Source organism: Lactiplantibacillus dongliensis, from assembly GCF_005405105.1.
GTDB lineage: Bacteria > Bacillota > Bacilli > Lactobacillales > Lactobacillaceae > Lactiplantibacillus > Lactiplantibacillus dongliensis.
The window spans coordinates 1-18448 of the sequence record NZ_BJDK01000009.1 but is presented as its reverse complement, the minus strand read 5'-3'; the positions used below and the strand labels follow the sequence as shown (position 1 = coordinate 18448).

Below are 18448 nucleotides of genomic sequence, written 5' to 3'. Positions count from 1 at the left end.
ATCACTGAAACGGAAAATTCAATGGTCTTTCAGCCTCATGAATTGAAATCCACATCACCCTGCCACTGGGTCTATCTTGAAACTTTAAATAACATTCGATTTCAAAAATTTTCAGACCGAAAATCCATATGTTCCCGGGAATATGACGGCGGCTTGCATCTGGGAATGGTCCTGAACTGTAGTCTATCCATGTCAAATTATTGAAAATTTCGTCGAAAATTTTCTCATAGATTCCTTCACCAGCATTACCTATAGTTGATGCAAATTCTTCGTTCTTCTCTCGATGACTGACACGCCATGTCCGTCGTCTATCTTTGATCGTATTTACAATATCACGTGCGTCATCCTCACTAATCATTACCCCACAAACCACCTTAATATGATTTTCAACTATAATTATAGCATGCTTGTTTTCCACAGAAAACACTTTAGTCTCAATTCAAGCAAACAAGCTTTTTAAAAAGTTCCGAAGCTCTGCAATATATTGAAAATAGTAGTAACTTAAAGCAACTAGCACCAAGTGTGTAGACTATATTAGTTACATCGTCATTACTATTTTAATCATCACATGAATGTCGTCGCTGGTGTCGTTCTGTTTGCAACTGTTGATTAGCTTTAAGTGCTGCGGGATACGTGCGCCGAGCTAACCACCGGACCCAACCGCGTTGAACACCGAGGGTCACGCCAACGTACAATAATAACGTGACACTACTCCCCGTCCACAACTGGTCAACTGCAAGATGCCCCGCCAAGCTCAAGGCCCACCACAATAATGTCAGCCAATTGCCTTGCCGCATCACTAATCCGGCATCATTGACCCAGAAATGGTAGGACCAAGCCCGTAATAAGGCAAAGCCAACCGCACTAATTAGACTGAGACACCCAAAGATGACCGCTTGACTGCTTGTAATGGTAACTTGCTGCTTGGTCAAAGCATCACCAATCGAGGCTATTCCCATTAGCATAATTAAAATAAAGAAATTCGCTTTGAACCGAATCACCCGTGGTGCCAGTTGCCGGCGAATAATCACGATAACTAGCCATCCTGCGAGTACCCAATTCGTTAGATCTAAATTTTGCAAATTAGTTACCTCCGTTAATTTCAGTCACATAGTCCCGCCGCTTTTTAAAGCAACCAATCAATAAGAGCATCACAAATGTTGGCGGCATCGCCACGCGATATGGCTGTATAAAAGCCCGGGTTAAAGCTGACTTCGAAGTTGTTTTAACGACGGTGACGGCGCCGACCAATTGCCGATTTTCAGCGGTGACTTTGTGGGTCACTTGTTGCTTAACTTGGCGATGAAGCTGAGTTTTGACTTTGTTGGGCGCTGCTTGTAAATGTTGCTGCTTTAAAAGGGATCGATAGGTGGTTTGTACGAGCTTGTTTTCCTTGGCCACCGTAATGAAACGGTGCGGTGTAGTTGTCGATACCGTTTCAGTTGCGAGTTGCGTCTTGATTGCTTGCAACGTATCGCGCTTGGTCTTGGCCGAGACAGTCAACGTTGCCACCTCCGTTTTGGCAGCATGCCAAATCTCATGTTTGGCAGTTACTAAGTTAGTTGACAGAGCCGACACAAAGATGGCGACGGCCAACGAAGTTCCAATCTGCCGGAAAACGCCAATGACACTTTGCGATGCAGTTAAGAGTTTGCCGGTAAAATCACCCGCTGCTAAAACGGTGATTGGCCCAATAATAATGCCATAACCAGCCCCAACTAGCAGTAACGCCACTAGAACTTGCCAATAGTGATTCGGGTTCATCACACTGAGCCCGACGTAACCGGCAATAATGGCTAACGAGCCTGTCAGAATGACGAATCGTGGCCCAATTTTTGCCAAAATAAAGCCACTGAGCGGTGAAAACAAGAAAATCATCAGCGAGGCTGGTGTAATCATCAAAGCCGCCATCAATTCATGATTGCCCTGAACTTTTGTAAAGAAACTCGGCATTAAGACCAGCACGGCCACCATAAACAGACCAGAAGCAACCGTTACTAAGGCCGCGCCAGTAAATTGGCGATCCTTAAATAACGTTAATGGCACCATCGGCTGAGCAACATGCGCTTCCAGCCACACAAAGCACCCTAGCGCTAAGACGCTAATACCAATCAAGCTTAAACAAGCTGGGCTAGTCCAACCCCAATCGTTCCCCTTCACTAACACAAGTGTCAGACTAAATAACATCAGCATTGAACTTAAACTCCCACCAATATCTAACCGTTCCTTGTTCGACCGAGTTTGCTGCCAATCAAGCAACCATGCGCATAGTCCTAACGATAGGATGACAAACGGCACGTTAATTAAAAAGATGCCACGCCAACCAAATAGTTGCGTTACCGCACCACCGATTGTTGGTCCTAAAACTGCGGCCAAACCTTGTGTCACCCCTAAAAATGCGATAGCGCCAGTCCGTTTTGCAATCGGTACACTTTGAATACCGATCGTCATGCTAGCTGGAAAAACAATTGCGGCCCCCAGACTTTGAATTCCCCGGCCAATAATTAGCCAACCAACATTAGCCGCAAAACCAGAACTAAGTGAGCCAATCAAAAACAAACTTAAACCTAGTAAATAAAGCCGACTACGGCCATAAATATCGGCTAACCGTCCCAATGGAATCGTTAACGTGGCAAATAAAATTGTATATAGATTAAGTGCCCACGAAAGTTGTGACAAGCTAGTCGACAACCCCGTTTGCATCGCTGGCAAGGCAATATTCATGACGGTCGTATCAAGCATACATAGAAAAATACCAATGGCCATCGTCCCAACTAACTGTGTTGATTTTTTCATCACGGTCATCCCCCTTTAAGTGTTATCGCTAGTTTAGGTGACCCGATGACGATAAACTAGGTTTAGGTTACAGAAAAGGAGATGTTGTTACCTATGAATCCACAAACCCGCAAACAACAGAACTTAAAAGCCATCTACCGAGCATTACTAGAATTGATGATGCAAAAACCCATGGCCGCCATCTCCATTACGGAGCTTTGCCAACGTGCCCAGGTCTCAAGGACTTACTTCTACCGCCATTATCAAAATTTCAATCAGATTATTTTAGCTTATCAAACCCAAAGTATGTTGTCCTATCTCCGCCGATTGCCGAAGGATTCAAAAGTTAATCTCGCTGATCTCATGACCCATTACTTCGAGCTCACCAAGTCGGAAGCTAACACTTACCGCCTCTTAATTCGCAATGACAAGCTAGACGTGCTGCTGCAAACGTTTCAGACCGTATTCCAGCTACTAATCAAACAGGACCGCATCGGCGGACATAGTTCGCGCTTAAACGAGCCTTATTATTTAGAATTCTTTTCAGGTGCCGTTATCAATATGGCCGTCAACTGGGTGAACCGCGGTTTAGTCGAATCACCGCGCTACTTAGGCCAGACGGTCGCTCGGTTTGCGACCCATCAACATCACTAAATTGGTTTAACCAAATTGCCTTCCGCCCGCCGTGCAGATGCTTTTTTGTTTCACACGCTTTGCGGCCTAAAGGTACAAAAAAGTGGTGTCAATCGCCACAGACCGGCAACTGACACCACTTACTTAGATTTTAGCGTTTTTATCTATCCCGGACGCTTCACAAATTTAGACCAGATGATCACGAATTGATCGATACACAGCATTGTAATCAAGATCAGCATCATCCGTTGCGGCCACCTTTAGGGCTAGCTCATACATTTCCTCAGATGTATATGTGAGGTCATGATCATTAAGATCCGCCAACGTTTGAAGTGCTAATACTGCCGTTCGCTTATTTGCATCTTCAAAGCAGTGGAGGTTAATCAATTTAATGAATACAATCCCAAGTTTCTCCTCAATTTTCGGATATGCTTCTCGTCCAAAAAAGTTTTGTTTTGATAAATGTTCAATAGCGTCAAGGCCATGCGGATTTCGAACAAAAGAGGCCTCATCAGTATCAATTAAAGCTAGTGTGTTCAAATCGATGAATTGATACGCATTTAAGTAATACACGTCTATTCATCACTTTCTTTAAGCATCTTCAACGTTTCAGCATACTTGTCTTTAGCGCGTTGTGCCGCAGCTAAAAACTTTGGATCAGTCGTTGTCAGTGCACTAGGTTCTGCCTTCACAATCGTTAGTTTATCATCACTTAGCATCTCAATCTTTACCTTGCTTTCCTTCGTCAGCTTTAGTTGTTCAGCCATTTTACTTGGAATCGTGACAACTAACGATCCACCCATAGCAACAACCTTTCGTTCTTCGATATTTTTACTGTTCTTTTTCATGTTAGCTTACCTCAACTTTTGAAGTATCCTAACACGAACAGGGCTAAAACATCAAACATTTAGATTTATTAGATATCTGACAAATTAAAAAGTCTTACCTTTAGGATTTACGATGATCACAGGACTGGTAACCCGTATACTATCTATAACTCTAGTAACAGCTAACCCTAACAAACATTAAGCTCTTCATAATTTCTATTCTTAACTATACCCCTTGATCGCCGGTTTCAGCTAACAAGCAGACGATCACAATTTGAGCAGTCACACCGTGCACACCAACGATTAAGATTTTTTCATTTCTAGTCACTCCGATTTATAAATCATTTAATTTGCAATGGCCTTCTCATACAACCGGTCTACAGAGATAGATAATGTCTAGTTTAACTAACGTGTTATCGAAAATCTGTATACTAAAAAATACGAGTTCAGTCTGGATTGACTAAACTCGTATTGTTACTAACCGCTATCAATGTCTGGGAATGGCCTCAAAACAACCATAGAATTGGGCCTTATCCGCTGAATCCGTACGATCTTGATTCACTTGACTGGCCAAATGACCAAACTCACTTAATTGTGTAATCAAGCTCAACTCATCACGGTTGAAGACTACCTGACCACCCGACGCGGTACACCGAATATAAGCGACTAAGTGTGTGACTATGACCGCTGGTTCATTGGTGGTATCGATTTTTTGATTAATTTCAGTCAAGACATCAATAATATCTAAAAGCTCAACTGACGGTGCGGGGCGCCGCAATAATCGTTGCAGCAACTCCTGAATCGTATTCTTCGCAGCCAAGCGTGTTTTTAACGTTGCACTCATGCTGCCTGCCCCCTTCAAATTCGTTTTTGGAACACCTTATATTTTAGGCAGTTCGTAACTAAAGGGGTATTTAAAGGTTCGTAACCTAACTAATTTAACCTACATCAATACTGACTGTTTACCACAGAAAAGCCGTTATAGCTAAACAAGCTTTAATGAGTCGCTTGTTCAGCAGTCGTTTGATTATTAATTAATTGCATATATTCTCCTTTATTAGCTCAAATAACGTGCATATTTATGTCTAAAAGCATGTACTGCTTCATCTACTTGATAATTACGATCACCTTTAGCCTTATCTAAGTGGAAGAAGTAATCTCGATAATAACCATTTAAAGTGCCAAACTCCAACTTAAACATCTGCTGATCTAGTAAAAATAATAACCGGCCCGCAATTGGTTCTCGTTTAAAAAAAGGAATTGACCGTCCCTCCATATCACGCGTAAGCGCATTCCATGTAATCCTAAGTTCAAAAAAACCAATATTTCGACGCAAAGGTATAATCGGCCTCACTGGTATTAAGTACACGCTTGAATCAATGAATCCATTAAATAAATTACTTTCTAAGAAATTCTTATTTAACACTTATCAAAACTAAGTAGTGCCAACGCCACTTTCCAAGTAAACTAAAGTCATTCAATTACGAAAGGAACTGATACCAATGTTTAAACCTAATTCGACTGTAATAACCACTTTACCACAACGTTATCCCGTTACGAGCCCAACCGCCTCACAATCGACCCACATTTATTCGACACCGATTGCCTATACGACCACGGCCGAACAACCGACTGCTTGGCAATATCAGTTGGCACTAAATTAATTAGTCGTGCACCCCTGTCAGCTAGCAACTTATATAACAACTAAGGCACTGACAAAAACTGAAGGATTAGCTAAAGCATTATCTCGAACCGTCACGATTGGGCCCCTCCCCAATTGCGGCGGCTTTTTATTCAGCTTTAATTGACACTCGTAAGCGGTTTCGCTACACTAACGACATCAACTTAAAAGCGAGGTCCTGAACTATGTCTGTCATGCTACAACCCAAGTTAGAACCCTTTAGTGAATTTACCGATGCAATGACTGATGAACATCAACGCGACCAATTGATCACTGTGCTAAATTGGGTCACTGAGACCTTTCCTAATTTAACCCCACGCTTCGCTTGGAATCAGCCGATGTTCACCGACCATGGTTCTTTTGTGGTTGGGTTCAGTGTTGCTAAGCCCCATTTCAACATTGCCTTAGAACTTGTCACCCTAGATCAGTTCAGAGACCAGATTGAAGTTGCCGGCGATCACTGTACCAAAATGTTGTGGCAAGTTAAGTACGACCACCCGGTAAATTATGACCTGCTACGCCTGGCAATTCAGTACAACCTCACCACGAAACAAGACATAACCACCTTTTGGCGACCCAAAACCAACTAATTATCACTAATCTCTAGACGGCAAGGTCAAATTCTTGGCACTGATTAGTATCAATGATATGCTTACTAAATGTTAGTAAATTGGAGGATTCAACGCGATGCAAGCAGTAATCATTAACCAATATGGTGGCCCCAAGGAACTACAAATGGCGACCATTGCCAAGCCAGATATTTCAGCCGACGAAGTCTTAGTTGCCGTGCAAGCAACCAGTATCAATCCGATTGACTGGAAAGCACGCCAAGGCCTCTTAAAAGGGATGTACGATTGGCAAATGCCCGTTGTATTAGGTTGGGACGTTGCCGGGACGATTGTCGCCACTGGCGCTCAAGTGACCCAATTTAAAGTCGGTGATGCCGTCTTTGCCCGCCCAGACATTTACAAGGATGGTCGTCGCGGGACTTACGCGCAATACGCAGCTGTCAAAGAAGACAAGCTGGCATTAAAACCAGCAGAACTCTCATTCGAACAAGCGGCAGCCTTACCGTTAGCGGGCTTAACCGCCTATCAAGTCATTTATGACCGGTTAAACATCCAAACTGGTGAAAAGATCTTGATTCAGGCTGGCGCAGGTGGCGTTGGTTTAATTGCCATTCAACTGGCCAAACATCTGGGTGCCGAAGTCGCTACGACGGCCAGTGCCAATCATGCCGACTTACTCAAACAGCTTGGTGCCGATCACATTATTGACTATCACACGACTGCTATCAAAGACGTGTTGCATGATTACGATGCGGTCTTCGATACGATCAACGCGATTGATGACGGACTGGCAATTTTAAAACCCAGCGGTCGCCTCGTGACCATTGACGGTCAACCAACCGAAGCCCAACAACAGCAAGGTCCCACCGTGTCAACTTGGTGGTTACAACCTAATGGCCGAGAGTTAGCGATTCTTGGTGACTTAGTTGTTCAAGGCCATCTCAAAGTGGTCATTGACCAGGTCTTTCCGTTCACGACGGCTGGATTACAAGCTGCGCACCATCACAGTGAAAATAGTCATAGTGCCGGAAAATTGATTATCAATGTTCATCAAAAGGCTTAATTAACCTCATAAAAATGGCTGCAGAAGTTAATTTCTGCGGCCATTTTTATTGGAATTAAACTTCTTGACGACCGTCAATTCAAACCTACTGCCGAGCTAGTAAACTAAGATTATAGAAATGACATAAGGAGTGAACAACATGCTACTAGATACTGATCCTAAAATTAAAACGATTAACCCCGTTAGATTGATCAAAGTTTTATACCCACTCATCATTGCCGAAACTGAGACTGGCGATGATGTTAAAGTCAATCTCAGCCCCGAGCAATTGGCCGATCCATTGTTTTGGGAAACGGCTCGTCATATTGCTAAGTCCCAATTGTGGGTACCACTAGGTAAAAAATTTCATCAACTTTTAGCTAATGACTGGCTACTGCCAACTGACTAACCAAACGCAAATTGGCAGTTACAACTAGCTTGTTTCACTCAGCGAATTCAATCTTGGTTTAACTTGTTAATGCCAATTTGTGCCATAACCACTGACCAATCTGATGGCCACCAGCGGCTGAAAAGTGCGTTGCATCCCCACAGTCAAATTGGGCCGCTAATCGACAGCTATCCATCGAATCCGCCACATAACTAGCCAAGTCAATTGTCGCTGGTTGGGTCCTTAAATAAGCATTCACTGCTTGGCGAATCTGCTCCTTGGCTGGTGACCAAGCTGGCAATTGGTCAACGAGCGCCCCTTTAAACGGTGTAATGGTCAGTAACGTTAGCTTAATCGCTTGTTGCGCCGCTAAACGCTGAATTCGTTGAAGCCCAGCAATTAAAGCGGCCGCTGTTGGTAACTCACCCAGCGGTGTACCGACGCCTGGTTGTAATAAATCATTGAGTCCAGCCATAGCGACTAACCTATCAACCGATTGTTGCGCTAAAAGTTGCGGCAAGCGTTCAATCCCCGCTGCGCCAAAGCTAGCAACCCATTTAGATGTCGAATTACCGGCCCGCAATAACCGATTGCCAGAAATACCACCATTAATTAGGCCCCACTGATCAGGTTGAGCGAGGGCTAATGCCTGCATTAAACTGCCAGCGTAATAACCTTGATTCGTTAATGAATCACCAAAGCACATGATGGTCTTCGTCGCAGCTGAACGCTCAACTTGGAGTGCATCGACACCCCAGAAGTACTGCTGCGACGAATTGATACCTTTAAAAAGGGTGTGATCTAAAGTTTGAATTAGAGTCACCGGCTGCTTTTCTGGTGACTCAAGCTTAATTGTTAACCATTCGCCGGTCGTGACCGGATAATCTAGCCAATCCGTCCAACAGCGTTGGTGTGCCGGTACCGAAAAAGATGTTTGTCCATGCCAAGTTATTGGTATCAGGGTATTGTTACCCACCTGAATACCAGTGATTGATAACGGTTGCTGCCCGAAATCATTGGCGAGTTCTAACCGGATTCGAGGTGCTGACAATGGTTGCCAGATTTGCATCGTCTGTGACCCCATTGGATTTTGCAAAGTCAAATTTGGAAAATGAGCAACCATTTGCCGCCAAGCCGTTGTTACTGTCATCACACGCACCTCCAGAATTTTTGCATCACTGATTACCCACTCAGTCTAGCATGGCTCGCCACCACCGTTCAAAAAAAGCCGGCGTAATGATTTAATTTACGCCAGCTTTTTACAAACTTATTGCCACAAAAACCGATTAATCACGCGATCAACTTTAGGATTTTCATATAGTTGACTATGTTGTGCCGACCGTCCATGAAATTCACGTTCACGATAATTCCGCGCGCGACCAGCCACTAAATACCGTAATGACTGTGACGAGGCGTTACTAACACGACCATCCGAATGACTACCGTTATCCAAATTGCCATATACATTTAAGATACTAACTTGATGTTTAGCCAATTTTTGTCGCAAAGTCAGTAACGGCCGATAACTCGCGTTTATCGGCTTAGGCCGGCCATTTTTCGCTAACTTAATCTGGTTAGGCTCATCATCCATCCCAATAATCCCATCAAAATGTCCAGCAATATCCACAACCCGATTCACTCTCGGTAACCCGCGTTGGCCGTCATATCTCAAAATTGCCGTCCATAACGTGAGATTCCCCATTGAATGGGCCACGGCATTATACCGTGTAAACGTGTGCCGCTGCTTAACTGCCAGTAAGACTTGCTTAAACCAGTGGCTCGTCGTCTGATAGTTGCTATTCTGGTTTGCTTTGAAAACAACTTGCACGATTGGCCGTTTAACTTTAGCTGGCCAATGCCCGCGCAACGTTACCTGACCAGTCTTACTGACAGTTGCCGTATACACTTTAGTTGCTCGCTTCTGACGTTGGGCGGCGGCAATCATACTTTGACTAGAACGACCACTAGCGCCATAACCGTGCAAGTAAAAAGTTGGGACGGCCCGACGACTACCTTTAGTATCGTGATTTTGTATGCCCCAATAGGCACCGCCACCAATTAACACCACTACTACTAACAAACCTAACCAAAATCCTAACTTACGACCCATGTCAATCCCCCTTATCTGAACCTAATCTGTTGGTAATTGCTTAATTATTTTAGCTGGTACACCCGCAACGACCGTATTGTCAGGCACATCTTTCGTGACCACGGCGCCCGCACCAACGACGGCATTCTCACCAATCGTGACTCCCGGTAACACGGTCACGCCAGCGCCTAACCACGCATTGCGTTTAATCACGACGCGGCGACCATAAAACCGATGCCGTAATGCCGGTTGCCGGTCTAACGGATGATTGACCGATACAAGTTGTACATTGGGTCCAATCAGCACGTCATCTTGAATCTCAATGCCACCGACATCAACAAAGGTACAATTCATATTAATAAAGACCCGCTCGCCAATCCAAATATGATGACCAAAGTCACTATGAATCGGTAGTAAAATCGTTGATGAGCTCGGAATCGGTCGATCAATGATCTGACTGAAGGTGGTGCGAATTGTGTCAGCATCAGCGACACCTTGATTCAGTTTAGCCAAAGCCCGACTAGTCTGAACCTGGATTGCATCAATCTTCACTACTTCGGGGTCTACCCGGCGATCTAACATCTCACCAGCCAACGCTTTTTCAAAAATCGTCATTCTTTTTCCTCCCATTATCCAACTGAACTTCTTCAGTATACGGGGCGGGCAATCGAATGTTAAATGCTTATTTCACATCATTAGTCATACTTTCCAGGTATGATAGTCACACTGAAAGACAACATTCCGTCACAATTTAATGATAATTCGAACACGTTTCTTTGTCATATTATTAACTCATTCCCACAATTTGCTCGGCAATAACCGACCAGACTTTGTTTTAATGATGTGTGGCTGGAGCTTCGTTATTTTAGCCTTGATTATGGATTATGGCCGGTTATACGACTACCGATAGTCGTAAAAAGTCAGATATAATGTCGACTTTAATCAAGCCTATCAAAAATGCTCAGCGCCGAATTTGGGTACTAAGCATTTTTTGACACAGACATTATTTAATTCTTCGACGTAATCCTATTAAACTTAATAGTCCAAGTAAATCAATCCCTAAGACGGTCAACCAAGTTGTAGTATGAGTGTCGCTCGTTTTGGGCAAAGTTGTTGTCGCCGTTTGATGATTAGGTGCCAATGAAATCTTGGCATTAGCGGGACTTAACTGATTCTGTTCCCGTCGACTAGTCACCATTGCGTTTGAACTTGACTCAGTCCCTTTCTTCACATCAATCGTAGTCTTGGTCATGATCGGTTTCATCTTCGATTTGACCTCAGTAGTCTTCTTCACTGGTTTACTAGTGTCAACATTAATAGTCGAGACTGGAGATGGGACTGGCTGATGATTTTCAGCCGGCTGATCTGGTACAACTACTGGTTGCGACGGTTCAGGCGCCGGACTTGGCTCTGGCTGCACATCCCCATTACCGGGATCAGTCGGATTAACTGGTGCAATAGCAGCGACCACAGTAATCAACGCTGTTTTGATAATTGGCGTTAACTCTGGGTGCTTATCATACGTATAGCGGACCAAATATTGACCTGGTTGCTGCCAGTTAACAGTCCCATCAATCTTTAAATCATTGATTGTGAGTGGGTTGCCAGCATAATCCGTCGCACCCACTAAATTATCTTTAGCGTGCCACTGCTCACCAACTGTCAGCTGACTAGAACGAGTATCAATTGCAGCTAAATTAGCTAAGATAGTCAACTTAACCGTTTTAAAAATTTTTGTCGAAGTACCATCTACAAAACTAAAGGTTATTTGATAATTACCAGCTTGACTAGTATCCGGAGACTTAACTACTCTATGCGTCTTTAAATCCAAAACCTGAGTACTAATCTTTGAAACTAACCGGCCAGTCTCATCAATTGCCGTTACTTGATGCAGATCACTAGTCCACTGCTGTCGCTTATCAGCAATTAGGGTAACATTTTGAGCCGTGACTTTCGAATCTGATTGTAACAGTGTGAGATACGCCGTCGCTAAAACCTGGCGATTACCGTTATTATCAGTATAAATATAGTTAATCTGATAATAGCCGGGTTGTTGTAAATTTAATTGCCGATTAAGTGAGCGAGCAACGCTAGTAATCGTATAGCTCAACCGAGTATTACTAATCGGCTGGCCCTGTTCATCACTAGTTGAAAGAATATTATCAATTGGCTGCCACTTAGCCGTTTCAGGGCCAATATACATTGTGACATCAGTTGACTTCAACTTAATATTAACTGGGTAAACAACTTTGACCACCGTTTGATTCAATTTAGTATAGGCACCATCTTTAGTCTTATAAGCATAAATGACCGTATAGGTACCTGGCTGCTGTAAATTTAATGGTTGATTCCAAGTTATACCAATTCTATTAACATCAATCGGCTGACCAAGTTCATCCGTACCACCTTGATAATTGTTGGTTGCTGACCAAGTTACAGGCGTAACGCCAATTGTATGGGTCACACGCTGCGCTTTCAAAGAAAGAGTTGGCTCAACCGTTCGTTGATACGTGATCAAGCTATCGGGTTGACTATTTACCTTGTATAATTGCATTAAATCACCACTAGTCATCGCAGTAGGATTAGTTGAACTGAGCCAATAACCAGCATAACTATTCGGTTTTACACTATTCACCATGGCTGCACCACTTAATACCGTATTTTTTCCCACTATTAATGTTGATAATGCTGTTGTGCCTTTCAATAAGTCTTGTACGCCAGAAAATTTACCGTCTATAGCCAGTCCTGAAGGATTTTGATAAAGTGCCAATAAATCATCAGGGCTAGTAAGCTCTGTTAACTTCTCAGTAAACATTCTAGTCACTTCCTGAGCTGATTGCATATTAAGATTGCTTAAATCCAAGCTAGTTAATGATGAATCATTTAGGAAAACCCACCAAAAATAATTAATTTGCTTAGCATTAAAGTCTTTCAAATTTACTGATTTTAAACTTGAACAATTAGCGAAAGTCCCAACAAAGTACGTAAGCGCCGGTACATCTAATGAACTCAAATCTATTGCTGATAGTTGTTTACAGTTATTAAAAGTCAACATCAAACTCACTAATGATGGCGCATTAAGATGTTCTAAATCTACATCTCTAAGCTGAACATCATCATAAAAGGTATAGTCCAATCCTAAAAGCTCCGGCAGAACTGTGTTGGATAAATCTACTTGTTGCAAACTAGGACAAAACGAAAAAGTACCCATCATATTACTTAACATTGGTGCATTTAGCGCGGTTAATGAAACTGTTTGTAACGACTGACATGACGTCAACATAAAGCCCATATTAGTTACGTTAGGTAAACTCAATGATGAAAGGTCCAAGTCTTTCAAACTATCACAATGAGCAAGCATATAGCTCATATCTGTGACATTATTTAGGTTTAGCTTTTTAATATCGATGCTTTGCAGATTAGAACAACCACTAAACATATAACTCATGTTCGTTACTCTTTCTGTCGCCAAATGCGCTAAATCTAAAGTAGTTAATACCTTGCAGTCATTGAACATATGACTCATATCGGTCACATTATTAGTATTAATCGACTTTAAATCAATCGTCTTTAGATTAATACAATCTTTAAACATTGCTTCCATTGTCGTTACTTCGGCAGTATCAAAAGAAGTCAAGTCCAAGTTGGTCAAAGTTTCGCAACCACTAAACATCCCGTGCATATCTGTAACTGCAGTAGTATTCAAAACGCTTAAATCAATTGACTTAAGAGCCGTACAATCTTTAAACATCCCCTGCATATTTGTAACCGTAGCGGTCTCCAGCCCACCAAGATTAATTGACTTAAGATTAGTGCAGCCGCTAAACATCTCGGCCGTACTTGTCATAATCTGACTCACCTTTAATCCAGTTAAATCCAAATTAACGAGACCAGTACAGTCTTTAAACATCTCGGCTGTTTCAAGATTATATGGCGCGGTAAAGGTACTGAAATTCAATGATGTTAACTTCGAACAACCACTGAGAAAGCCATACAAATGATCCACATTTTCAGCATCGATAGTTGTCAAATCAAGACTAGTTAACGACGTACAATTCATAAACGTTTGAGCCATATATTCAGGCTTTACACCTTTAAACATCGTCATATCCACACTAGTCAATGCCTCACAATCATAAAATGTTCTGTAAAAAAGGACTGCTTTCGTAAAATCGAATGCATTAACGTCAATCTGTTTAAGTGATGCACAACCCTCAAATAGGCTCGTAGCCTCATCTATTACGAACTTCACTTTATTCGTGAAATTAAGTGTTTTAAGGCTCTTACAATCCTGGAACATCTCTTTAGTGTTCTGATAGTCAGCACTCGTATCATCTGAATTATTTCCATTAATTAAATTCAAAGTTAAGTTTTCAAGACTCGAACACTTGGCAAACATTCGCACCATTTGTCCGCGGACCGATAACTCATCAACACCAAGGCTTGTCAACTTCACACAATAGAAAAACATTTGCATTGCATTCGTGGCATTTTCGAGAGTCACCCCATTCAGTGCAAGAGAGTCAAGACTTCCACAAAACATAAACATAGCTGAAGCATTGGATAGTTTCTTTGTTTCAACTTTAGACATAACAGCTGATTGTAATTTAGAACAGCTTATAAAAAGTTGGCTTGCGTTAACTAGATTTGATACATTCCAACCACTAAAATCAATATTTAATAATGAAGAATTATTGTCAAACATATTGTACATACTGTTAACATTAGTAACATCCAAATTGCTTAAGCCTTGGTATTTAGTTACCGCTGTAAAAGCGTCAAACATAAAAGCAGTGGAAGTCGGTGCAACTACCTTGCCGTCGAAGTCCACTTCAACAACTGAAGTGGCGTCTTTTTTCCATGGCCATGAGTATCTAATCGTTCCCATATCGTCCACAGACGGTGCCTCATCTAATATTCCTGCTTCTATATGTAAAATTTTATTATCAACATACCAATCCGAAGTTCCTAACGTCCCCCAATCAGTTGCCGTCGCTGGAATAATAGCTGGACGATTCTGACTATCAGCATTGTCAGCCGACACCGTCGTTAAGCTTGCGTCCCGCTGTAGTGCTGCTCGCGAAACTACATCTTGTTGTTTTAATCTTGCTGAAACAATTGCCGAATCAGCATACGACGGTGCAGACTGATTTCGAGTAATGTTAAAGTTCGTTTGTAGATTTGTCTTACTAACAGATGATGAATTAGATTGTAGACTAGACTCGGTGGCACCGGAGCTAGTACTAACCGCTGACTGACCACTTTGAGCACTAACAGCTGACACTGCACTAGTTTGACTCACTGACCCACTTGGCTGACTAGCAGATTCAGATACTGCAGGCTGCGAGCTTTTTACTGCTTGTGTATTCGCCACTGTATTTTGCTGCGAAGCTGCTACACTATTTTTAGTTTTAGCAGCGCTTGTCGTCAGACTTACTTGTTTAGTATCAGTTGCCGTTTGCATGACTTGAGGGGCTACGTTTGTAGTAGACTGGCTCGAACTGGACTCCTCGGTCGTATCTGCATATACCGATTGTGAATTTAAAACACCACTAATGGCCAAGATACCCATAAATACCCAAAATCGACCCTGTTTATACATCTTATAATGTAATTTAACATCCTGCCGCATCAACATGATACTCCCCTCAAATCCTAACGACCCTTATAATCTATCTATTAGAAAGCACTTACACGTTAAGTATAGTGCTTTATTAACCTGATTAACAGTTAATGGTTATATAAATTGTTAGAAATTTTTATCAAAAACTGTTATCTCAATGCTTATGTCAAATTAGAATAACATTTTCAACAATACCGTCATCATCAAATCTCCAAAATTGTTGGCGGCTAATAGTTGTCATAATCTTAGCACCGAAAATAAGTCTGTTGACCCTTATACAAGATAACAATTCCATTAGAAGTCGCTTGTAGATTTAAAATCTAAAAAGCTTTAGTAACCATTTCCGATTACTAAAGCCTATAAGATTCAACTCATTTTTAAAACTTGTAACAGAGCTAAACACAATATCTTTTCGTTAAGCTGGTATGACTATGTGCTTAAACAACATTTACTTGACCTTTCTTCGGAAGTTTAAAAGACCGATCAACCCCAGTAAATTAACTCCTAACAAACTCAGCCAACTTGATGGTCGCGCATCATTAGTTTTGGGCAATGTCTTTGCTGACTTCTGACTATCATTTAGTACTTGTTTTTGACCATCAGCATTCAATTTAGCTGGTCCTTGCTGTTTAACAGTCCCCACATTTGAATCTGATTCAGTTTCTTGTTGAAAATCAGCTTTGCGGACATTTGTTTCAGGCTTCAACTTGGATTTAATTTCAGTGGTTGGTTTGACTGGCTTACCAGTATCAACATCAACGACCGGCGCTGGATTAGGTTGTTGATCCCTAATTGTTTGATCTGGTACCGCTTCCGGATATTCAGGTTCTGGCTGTACATTCCCATTACCGGACTCATTCGGGTCAACTGGCACAACGGCCGCAACCACAGTAATCAACGCCGTCTTAGTGATTGGCGTTAACTCTGGGTTCTTATCATACGTATAGCGGACTAAATATTGTCCCGGTTGTTGCCAGTTAACGATACCATCAACTTTTAAATCATCAATAGCGAGTGGTTTGCCAGTATAATCCGTTGCACTAATGAAATTATCTTTAGCATGCCACTGCTCACCAACTGTCAACTGACTATCCTTGGTTTTAATTCTCGCTTGATTAGCCAAGATTTTTAAATTAACAACTTTGTAAACCCGATTTTCAACCCCATCAAGAAAACTGAACGTAATTTGGTAATTACCAGCTTGATGAGTGTTGACAACGTTTACATTTTTACCACTGGCTTGATCAACTATTGATGTCTTGATAGTGGTTACTGCTTGACCGTCTTCATCAATTGCAGTTGGGTGGTGCATCAGACTGTTCCACGTTGTTTTCGGATCAGCAATAATGACTTTATCTACCGCATCAACAGTGGCTTTTGATTTCAATAGAGTTAAAAAGGCGCTGCCCAAAATATCGCCGTCATACAAATAATCGATTCGATAACGACCGGGCTGAGTCATATCTAGTCGACTGCTACGTGAACGCGCCAAGATTGGTGTAATTTGATAATCCAGCTTTTCTTTAATGTCTTTTCCAAGTTCATCGGTTGCCGTTAAAACATTATTAGCCGGACGCCATGTCGCCGTCTTAGGTCCGATATACATTGAAATATCCGTAGACTTCAACCCAACTTTAACTGGATAAACAACTGTAATTATAGTCTGGCTTACTTTTGCGTAAATACCATCCTCGGTCAGATAACGATATGATACTGTATAAATACCCGGGGTATTAAGATTTAAGTTTCTATCCCACGTAACCTCAACCTCTTTAATTGGTATTGGATCACCAAATTCATTACTACCACCAATATAATTATCATTTGCTGACCATTCTGTATCTAGATTGAGCCCAATCGTATGTTTTATTTTAGTTTGTTTCAATTGAATTTCTGGTTCGGAAGAACGCACGAAAGTCCTTTTTTCTGCTGGCGCCGTTCCTAAATAATAAGTCGCCATAAGATCATGGACAGTTATACTGTGCTTCATGTCAGTCGTATTAAACCATCGCCCAGCATATGAATCTACGGTCGTTGTATCCGGTAATTTAACATCCCCTAAATCATCACTCAGCACCACTTGATTGCTCAATACTAATTTCTTAAGTGAATGAGTATTGGCTAAAAACTGATCAACTCCTGAGTAACCTCCCATAAGGGAATAATCACTATTTGTAGTCAGTTTAATAATATCCGAATAATTAGTCATTTCTAAAATACTCTGTTGAAAACTACCTAATTCGTCATTGACCTGCCGCATATCAAAATGACTTAAATCCAAGGTTTGTAACGCATAATTATTTAGAAACATCCAGCTGAAATTAGTCGCTTGACTAGTCTGAAAGGACGATAGATCAATACTTTCTAACCGATTACAATTAGCAAACATACCGAGAAATAGCGTAATATTTGATGTATCAAAAGAAGATAGATTTAATGTCGTTAAACTTCGACAATTTGCAAACATGAGAGCTAATATTTCTACTTGCGACGTATTGAATTTTGCTAAGTCTAACGTTTTTAAACTCTCATCCCCATAAAACATACACATCATATTATTAACTTGATTAGTTTCTACATCAGCTAGATTTAAATCTTCTAATTTCGGACAAACTGCGAACATAAACGACATATCAGATACTTGTCGAGTATCAAATCCCGATAAATCCAATTTAGTTAACTCTGTACAACCACACACCAATCCTTGCATTGTTTCAACTAGGGTCCGTTTGAAAACTACTTAAGTAAAATACAAATTGAGGCAACGTATACTGCTGACAGAAAGACGTGCGCTAGCTTATCGTAACGAGTAGCTATTCGG

The 18448-nt window shown here is 41.7% G+C and carries 16 protein-coding genes and 1 pseudogene; 5 read left to right on the top strand and 12 right to left on the bottom strand.

Features of this window, described 5'->3' with window-relative positions:
* Nucleotide 1: 1 nt before the first annotated feature.
* The 3 genes from FFM80_RS04480 to FFM80_RS04470 all read right to left on the bottom strand — a co-directional run bounded on the left by FFM80_RS04480 (nt 2) and on the right by FFM80_RS04470 (nt 2796).
* A complete protein-coding gene (locus FFM80_RS04480; protein WP_137639705.1) occupies nt 2–358 on the bottom strand; it encodes a hypothetical protein in 357 nt (118 codons plus the stop codon).
* A gap of 199 nt (nt 359–557) precedes the next feature.
* Entirely contained in the window at nt 558–1082 is a 525-nt protein-coding gene (locus tag FFM80_RS04475) for a hypothetical protein (RefSeq protein WP_137639704.1), read from the bottom strand.
* A gap of 1 nt (nt 1083) precedes the next feature.
* Entirely contained in the window at nt 1084–2796 is a 1713-nt protein-coding gene (locus FFM80_RS04470) for an MFS transporter (RefSeq protein ID WP_137639703.1), read from the bottom strand.
* A gap of 93 nt (nt 2797–2889) precedes the next feature.
* Between FFM80_RS04470 and FFM80_RS04465 the strand changes: the two genes are divergently transcribed.
* Entirely contained in the window at nt 2890–3429 is a 540-nt protein-coding gene (locus FFM80_RS04465) for a TetR/AcrR family transcriptional regulator (protein ID WP_137639702.1), read from the top strand.
* A gap of 165 nt (nt 3430–3594) precedes the next feature.
* On the opposite strand, the gene FFM80_RS04460 is transcribed toward FFM80_RS04465, so the two are convergent.
* The 3 genes from FFM80_RS04460 to FFM80_RS04450 all read right to left on the bottom strand — a co-directional run bounded on the left by FFM80_RS04460 (nt 3595) and on the right by FFM80_RS04450 (nt 5079).
* The gene (locus tag FFM80_RS04460) at nt 3595–3981 is read right to left on the bottom strand and encodes a type II toxin-antitoxin system death-on-curing family toxin (RefSeq protein ID WP_171001032.1); all 387 of its coding nucleotides are present in this window, start codon (nt 3979–3981) and stop codon (nt 3595–3597) included.
* A 2-nt stretch (nt 3982–3983) separates the two neighbouring features.
* Complete coding sequence (locus FFM80_RS04455) at nt 3984–4256, bottom strand: AbrB/MazE/SpoVT family DNA-binding domain-containing protein (RefSeq protein ID WP_137639700.1); 273 nt, start codon at nt 4254–4256, stop codon at nt 3984–3986.
* Nucleotides 4257–4722: 466 nt separating this feature from the next.
* Complete coding sequence (locus tag FFM80_RS04450; RefSeq protein WP_137639699.1) at nt 4723–5079, bottom strand: bacteriocin immunity protein; 357 nt, start codon at nt 5077–5079, stop codon at nt 4723–4725.
* Nucleotides 5080–5737: 658 nt separating this feature from the next.
* Here FFM80_RS04450 and FFM80_RS14460 point away from each other — a divergent pair.
* The 4 genes from FFM80_RS14460 (at nt 5738) to FFM80_RS04435 (ending at nt 7936) form a co-directional block, all read left to right on the top strand.
* A complete protein-coding gene (locus FFM80_RS14460; RefSeq protein ID WP_171001031.1) occupies nt 5738–5899 on the top strand; it encodes a hypothetical protein in 162 nt (53 codons plus the stop codon).
* A 256-nt stretch (nt 5900–6155) separates the two neighbouring features.
* Nucleotides 6156–6506 (top strand): iron chaperone, encoded by a 351-nt coding sequence (locus FFM80_RS04445; RefSeq protein ID WP_223877298.1) that lies wholly within the window; start codon nt 6156–6158, stop codon nt 6504–6506.
* Nucleotides 6507–6603: 97 nt separating this feature from the next.
* A complete protein-coding gene (locus FFM80_RS04440; RefSeq protein WP_137639697.1) occupies nt 6604–7548 on the top strand; it encodes an NADP-dependent oxidoreductase in 945 nt (314 codons plus the stop codon).
* A 139-nt stretch (nt 7549–7687) separates the two neighbouring features.
* Entirely contained in the window at nt 7688–7936 is a 249-nt protein-coding gene (locus FFM80_RS04435; RefSeq protein WP_137639696.1) for a hypothetical protein, read from the top strand.
* A gap of 58 nt (nt 7937–7994) precedes the next feature.
* Here FFM80_RS04435 and FFM80_RS04430 read toward each other — a convergent pair whose 3' ends face one another.
* From FFM80_RS04430 to FFM80_RS04405, 6 genes and pseudogenes are all read right to left on the bottom strand, one after another.
* Nucleotides 7995–9065: a GDSL-type esterase/lipase family protein gene (locus tag FFM80_RS04430; RefSeq protein ID WP_137639695.1), complete on the bottom strand. Its 1071-nt coding sequence runs from the start codon at nt 9063–9065 to the stop codon at nt 7995–7997.
* Nucleotides 9066–9182: 117 nt separating this feature from the next.
* Complete coding sequence (locus FFM80_RS04425; RefSeq protein WP_137639694.1) at nt 9183–10025, bottom strand: alpha/beta hydrolase; 843 nt, start codon at nt 10023–10025, stop codon at nt 9183–9185.
* A 21-nt stretch (nt 10026–10046) separates the two neighbouring features.
* Entirely contained in the window at nt 10047–10619 is a 573-nt protein-coding gene (locus tag FFM80_RS04420; protein ID WP_137639693.1) for a sugar O-acetyltransferase, read from the bottom strand.
* Nucleotides 10620–11007: 388 nt separating this feature from the next.
* Complete coding sequence (locus FFM80_RS04415) at nt 11008–15642, bottom strand: BspA family leucine-rich repeat surface protein (protein ID WP_137639692.1); 4635 nt, start codon at nt 15640–15642, stop codon at nt 11008–11010.
* A 433-nt stretch (nt 15643–16075) separates the two neighbouring features.
* Nucleotides 16076–18337 carry a BspA family leucine-rich repeat surface protein gene (locus FFM80_RS04410; protein ID WP_223877294.1) on the bottom strand — a complete coding sequence of 754 codons (2262 nt, stop codon included), beginning with the start codon at nt 18335–18337 and terminating at the stop codon, nt 16076–16078.
* A gap of 26 nt (nt 18338–18363) precedes the next feature.
* Nucleotides 18364–18448, bottom strand: a pseudogene (locus FFM80_RS04405) (IS5-like element ISLpl3 family transposase); the annotation flags it as partial.